Origin of the sequence: Kitasatospora sp. NPDC086009 (assembly GCF_044540385.1) — a bacterium.
Taxonomy (GTDB): Bacteria; Actinomycetota; Actinomycetes; order Streptomycetales; family Streptomycetaceae; genus Kitasatospora.
Window position 1 is genome coordinate 1 of the sequence record NZ_JBITSA010000043.1, and the last position, 6,161, is coordinate 6,161.

The following is a 6,161-nucleotide window of genomic DNA, read 5'->3' on the forward strand; positions in this document are numbered from 1 at the left end:
AACAACCATTTTGTACATGGATCCAGCTAAAAATGTCTAAATTGGGAACGATTTCGGTGGGAGTTTTAAGCGATCTTTCAGGGGAATTATGGGAGATGGGGAAATTTCACGCAAAAAAAACCCTTCGCTTTCGCAAAGGGTTTCTAATATGGCAGGGGCGGAGAGACTCGAACTCGCGACACCCGGTTTTGGAGACCGGTGCTCTACCAACTGAGCTACGCCCCTAAATCTCGCTTAACATTATGCCCGCTAATATAGCAGGCATAATTTAAATAAGTGGCGGAACGGACGGGGCTCGAACCCGCGACCCCCTGCGTGACAGGCAGGTATTCTAACCAACTGAACTACCGCTCCACCGATTCTTTTACGTCACATCTTTCGATGTGGGCAAAACCGCGCTTGGCGATCCTGCTCATTACCAGTTGTCAGACTGATAACGTTTATTTGATGCCTGGCAGTGTCCTACTCTCGCATGGGGAGACCCCACACTACCATCGGCGCTACGGCGTTTCACTTCTGAGTTCGGCATGGGGTCAGGTGGGACCACCGCGCTATTGCCGCCAGGCAAATTCTGTTTCATTCCAACCGCGCCACTCTCGTGTCGCCATCAGAACCAATCTGTAAACAAGCTGAATATTGTCTTGGTCTCACCAAAACACCTTCGGTGTTGTAAGGTTAAGCCTCACGGATCATTAGTACTGGTTAGCTCAATGCATCGCTGCACTTACACACCCAGCCTATCAACGTCTTAGTCTTAAACGTTCCTTCAGGGGCCTTAAAGGCCCAGGGAAGACTCATCTTGAGGCAAGTTTCGCGCTTAGATGCTTTCAGCGCTTATCTTTTCCGCACTTAGCTACCGGGCAATGCCATTGGCATGACAACCCGAACACCAGTGGTGCGTTCACTCCGGTCCTCTCGTACTAGGAGCAACCCCTCTCAATCTTCCAACGCCCACGGCAGATAGGGACCGAACTGTCTCACGACGTTCTAAACCCAGCTCGCGTACCACTTTAAATGGCGAACAGCCATACCCTTGGGACCTACTTCAGCCCCAGGATGTGATGAGCCGACATCGAGGTGCCAAACACCGCCGTCGATATGAACTCTTGGGCGGTATCAGCCTGTTATCCCCGGAGTACCTTTTATCCGTTGAGCGATGGCCCTTCCATTCAGAACCACCGGATCACTAAGACCTACTTTCGTACCTGCTCGAGCCGTCACTCTCGCAGTCAAGCTAGCTTATGCCTTTGCACTAACCTCACGATGTCCGACCGTGATTAGCTAACCTTCGTGCTCCTCCGTTACTCTTTGGGAGGAGACCGCCCCAGTCAAACTACCCACCAGACACTGTCCTCACCCCGGATCACGGGGCCGAGTTAGAACATCAAACATTAAAGGGTGGTATTTCAAGGTTGGCTCCACGCAGACTGGCGTCCACGCTTCAAAGCCTCCCACCTATCCTACACATCAAGGCTCAATGTTCAGTGTCAAGCTATAGTAAAGGTTCACGGGGTCTTTCCGTCTTGCCGCGGGTACACTGCATCTTCACAGCGAGTTCAATTTCACTGAGTCTCGGGTGGAGACAGCCTGGCCATCATTACGCCATTCGTGCAGGTCGGAACTTACCCGACAAGGAATTTCGCTACCTTAGGACCGTTATAGTTACGGCCGCCGTTTACTGGGGCTTCGATCAAGAGCTTCGCCTTGCGGCTGACCCCATCAATTAACCTTCCAGCACCGGGCAGGCGTCACACCGTATACGTCCACTTTCGTGTTTGCACAGTGCTGTGTTTTTATTAAACAGTTGCAGCCAGCTGGTATCTTCGACTGGCTTCAGCTCCATCCGCAAGGGACTTCACCTACATGCCAGCGTGCCTTCTCCCGAAGTTACGGCACCATTTTGCCTAGTTCCTTCACCCGAGTTCTCTCAAGCGCCTTGGTATTCTCTACCTGACCACCTGTGTCGGTTTGGGGTACGATTCTGTGTTACCTGATGCTTAGAGGCTTTTCCTGGAAGCAGGGCATCAACTACTTCTGCACCGTAGTGCATCGTCATCACGCCTCAGGGTTGGTATGTAACCGGATTTACCAGGTCACTCCCCCTACACGCTTAAACCGGGACAACCGTCGCCCGGCTAGCCTAGCCTTCTCCGTCCCCCCTTCGCAGTAACACCGAGTACAGGAATATTAACCTGTTTCCCATCGACTACGCTTTTCAGCCTCGCCTTAGGGGTCGACTCACCCTGCCCCGATTAACGTTGGACAGGAACCCTTGGTCTTCCGGCGAGCGGGCTTTTCACCCGCTTTATCGTTACTTATGTCAGCATTCGCACTTCTGATACCTCCAGCAACCCTCACAGGCCACCTTCAACGGCTTACAGAACGCTCCCCTACCCAACAACGCCTAAGCGTCGCTGCCGCAGCTTCGGTGCATGGTTTAGCCCCGTTACATCTTCCGCGCAGGCCGACTCGACCAGTGAGCTATTACGCTTTCTTTAAATGATGGCTGCTTCTAAGCCAACATCCTGGCTGTCTATGCCTTCCCACATCGTTTCCCACTTAACCATGACTTTGGGACCTTAGCTGGCGGTCTGGGTTGTTTCCCTCTTCACGACGGACGTTAGCACCCGCCGTGTGTCTCCCGTGATAACATTCTTCGGTATTCGGAGTTTGCATCGGTTTGGTAAGCCGGGATGGCCCCCTAGCCGAAACAGTGCTCTACCCCCGAAGATGAGTTCACGAGGCGCTACCTAAATAGCTTTCGGGGAGAACCAGCTATCTCCCGGTTTGATTGGCCTTTCACCCCCAGCCACAAGTCATCCGCTAATTTTTCAACATTAGTCGGTTCGGTCCTCCAGTTAGTGTTACCCAACCTTCAACCTGCCCATGGCTAGATCACCGGGTTTCGGGTCTATACCTTGCAACTATTCGCCCAGTTAAGACTCGGTTTCCCTACGGCTCCCCTATACGGTTAACCTTGCTACAAAATATAAGTCGCTGACCCATTATACAAAAGGTACGCAGTCACACCACGAAGGTGCTCCCACTGCTTGTACGTACACGGTTTCAGGTTCTATTTCACTCCCCTCGCCGGGGTTCTTTTCGCCTTTCCCTCACGGTACTGGTTCACTATCGGTCAGTCAGGAGTATTTAGCCTTGGAGGATGGTCCCCCCATATTCAGACAGGATGTCACGTGTCCCGCCCTACTCATCGAACTCACAATTAATGCATTTTAGTGTACGGGACTATCACCCTTTACTGTGCGACTTTCCAGACGCTTCCACTAACACAAGAACTGATTCAGGTTCTGGGCTCCTCCCCGTTCGCTCGCCGCTACTGGGGGAATCTCGGTTGATTTCTTTTCCTCGGGGTACTTAGATGTTTCAGTTCCCCCGGTTCGCCTCATGCCACTATGTATTCATGACATGATAGTGTGTCGAAACACACTGGGTTTCCCCATTCGGGTATCGCCGGTTGTAACGGTTCATATCACCTTACCGACGCTTTTCGCAGATTAGCACGCCCTTCATCGCCTCTGACTGCCTAGGCATCCACCGTGTACGCTTAGTCACTTAACCTCACAACCCGAAGATGTTTCTGTAAACAGAGAACACATCGTGCTGCTACATTTGAGAGACTCTATGACAGGTTAATCCTTACCCCAATACTTCTACGGAGGGATAAGTTTCAGCTGTCATGTTTCAATTTTCAGCTTGTTCCAGATTGTTAAAGAGCAATATCTTAAACACGACTCGCAAGTCATCTTTAAGATTTTTTCGGTCTGTCGTGACCGGTGATAATGTCTTTCACTCATTATCGGAATGGCGTCCCCAAGGGGATTCGAACCCCTGTTACAGCCGTGAAAGGGCAGTGTCCTAGGCCTCTAGACGATGGGGACACGAAAATCCGATTAAACTGACTGTCTTAATCGGTTCGTATCAGCATGAATGACTCATGGCATCAACAGGTAGCGCTTTGCTCGTTACTTTTCATCAGACAATCTGTGTGAGCACGCCACTCGAATCAATATCTTTAGGTAAGGAGGTGATCCAACCGCAGGTTCCCCTACGGTTACCTTGTTACGACTTCACCCCAGTCATGAATCACAAAGTGGTAAGCGCCCTCCCGAAGGTTAAGCTACCTACTTCTTTTGCAACCCACTCCCATGGTGTGACGGGCGGTGTGTACAAGGCCCGGGAACGTATTCACCGTAGCATTCTGATCTACGATTACTAGCGATTCCGACTTCATGGAGTCGAGTTGCAGACTCCAATCCGGACTACGACATACTTTATGAGGTCCGCTTGCTCTCGCGAGGTCGCTTCTCTTTGTATATGCCATTGTAGCACGTGTGTAGCCCTACTCGTAAGGGCCATGATGACTTGACGTCATCCCCACCTTCCTCCAGTTTATCACTGGCAGTCTCCTTTGAGTTCCCGGCCGAACCGCTGGCAACAAAGGATAAGGGTTGCGCTCGTTGCGGGACTTAACCCAACATTTCACAACACGAGCTGACGACAGCCATGCAGCACCTGTCTCAGAGTTCCCGAAGGCACCAATCCATCTCTGGAAAGTTCTCTGGATGTCAAGAGTAGGTAAGGTTCTTCGCGTTGCATCGAATTAAACCACATGCTCCACCGCTTGTGCGGGCCCCCGTCAATTCATTTGAGTTTTAACCTTGCGGCCGTACTCCCCAGGCGGTCGATTTAACGCGTTAGCTCCGGAAGCCACGCCTCAAGGGCACAACCTCCAAATCGACATCGTTTACAGCGTGGACTACCAGGGTATCTAATCCTGTTTGCTCCCCACGCTTTCGCACCTGAGCGTCAGTCTTCGTCCAGGGGGCCGCCTTCGCCACCGGTATTCCTCCAGATCTCTACGCATTTCACCGCTACACCTGGAATTCTACCCCCCTCTACGAGACTCTAGCTTGCCAGTTTCAAATGCAGTTCCCAGGTTGAGCCCGGGGATTTCACATCTGACTTAACAAACCGCCTGCGTGCGCTTTACGCCCAGTAATTCCGATTAACGCTTGCACCCTCCGTATTACCGCGGCTGCTGGCACGGAGTTAGCCGGTGCTTCTTCTGCGAGTAACGTCAATTGATGAACGTATTAAGTTCACCACCTTCCTCCTCGCTGAAAGTGCTTTACAACCCGAAGGCCTTCTTCACACACGCGGCATGGCTGCATCAGGCTTGCGCCCATTGTGCAATATTCCCCACTGCTGCCTCCCGTAGGAGTCTGGACCGTGTCTCAGTTCCAGTGTGGCTGGTCATCCTCTCAGACCAGCTAGGGATCGTCGCCTAGGTGAGCCATTACCCCACCTACTAGCTAATCCCATCTGGGCACATCTGATGGCATGAGGCCCGAAGGTCCCCCACTTTGGTCCGGAGACGTTATGCGGTATTAGCTACCGTTTCCAGTAGTTATCCCCCTCCATCAGGCAGTTTCCCAGACATTACTCACCCGTCCGCCGCTCGTCACCCAGAGAGCAAGCTCTCCTGTGCTACCGCTCGACTTGCATGTGTTAAGCCTGCCGCCAGCGTTCAATCTGAGCCATGATCAAACTCTTCAATTAAAAGCTTGATTTGCTTCCACTCGAGAAGCGATGCTCAAAGATTTACTGCATGAATTTTACTTCAGTTAGTCACTCTTCAAGACTTGATATTTTTTTGCATCCGAAGATGCTGGATATCGTCTTGTGGAGTGCCCACACAGATTGTCTGATAAATTGTTAAAGAGCAGTGAGTTAGGCGCTTTAGCTTGCTAACTCGAGGTGGCGTATATTACGCTTTCCTCTTTCAGAGTCAACCCCTAAATTTCAGGATTTTTTCTCTTCGAACCCCGGAGACTCTGTGAAGTTGTTCACATGTTCCGTGTCGATGGAGGCGCATTATAGGGAGTTCCTCGCAGGCCGCAACAGGTATTTTCAGCAAAAACGATCGTTCGCTGCATTCCACAGCAAAACCCCGCCTTATACCCACTTGCGCACAGTGTTATCCACAGATGTGATTTGCACGGAAAATTTACGAGCGCCACGCAAACGTTTTCGCTACAATTCCCCGCGACGAAACGCTCCCCTTTTTATGGGGGCGTTACCTGAATTTGTGCCTGATACCCCCTTTATAGAGAGAAAAACCTTTCCTTATAGAGAGTAGA

Annotated in this window: 3 tRNA genes and 3 rRNA genes; all 6 read right to left on the reverse strand. The window is 51.4% G+C overall.

From position 1 onward, the window contains the following. Nucleotides 1-149: 149 nt before the first annotated feature. The 6 genes from ACIF6L_RS38590 to ACIF6L_RS38615 all read right to left on the reverse strand — a co-directional run bounded on the left by ACIF6L_RS38590 (nt 150) and on the right by ACIF6L_RS38615 (nt 5,580). A tRNA-Trp gene (locus ACIF6L_RS38590) sits at nt 150-225 on the reverse strand. Between the two features lie 52 nt (nt 226-277). Then, nucleotides 278-354 (reverse strand) — tRNA-Asp (locus ACIF6L_RS38595). A gap of 95 nt (nt 355-449) precedes the next feature. Then, a 5S ribosomal RNA gene (gene rrf, locus ACIF6L_RS38600) occupies nt 450-565 on the reverse strand. Between the two features lie 106 nt (nt 566-671). After that, a 23S ribosomal RNA gene (locus tag ACIF6L_RS38605) occupies nt 672-3,579 on the reverse strand. A gap of 244 nt (nt 3,580-3,823) precedes the next feature. Next, a tRNA-Glu gene (locus ACIF6L_RS38610) sits at nt 3,824-3,899 on the reverse strand. A gap of 139 nt (nt 3,900-4,038) precedes the next feature. Further along, nucleotides 4,039-5,580: ribosomal RNA gene (locus ACIF6L_RS38615) — 16S ribosomal RNA — on the reverse strand. The 16S, 23S and 5S rRNA genes sit together here with 3 tRNA genes alongside, the layout of an rRNA operon. Between the last annotated feature and the right edge of the window lie 581 nt (nt 5,581-6,161).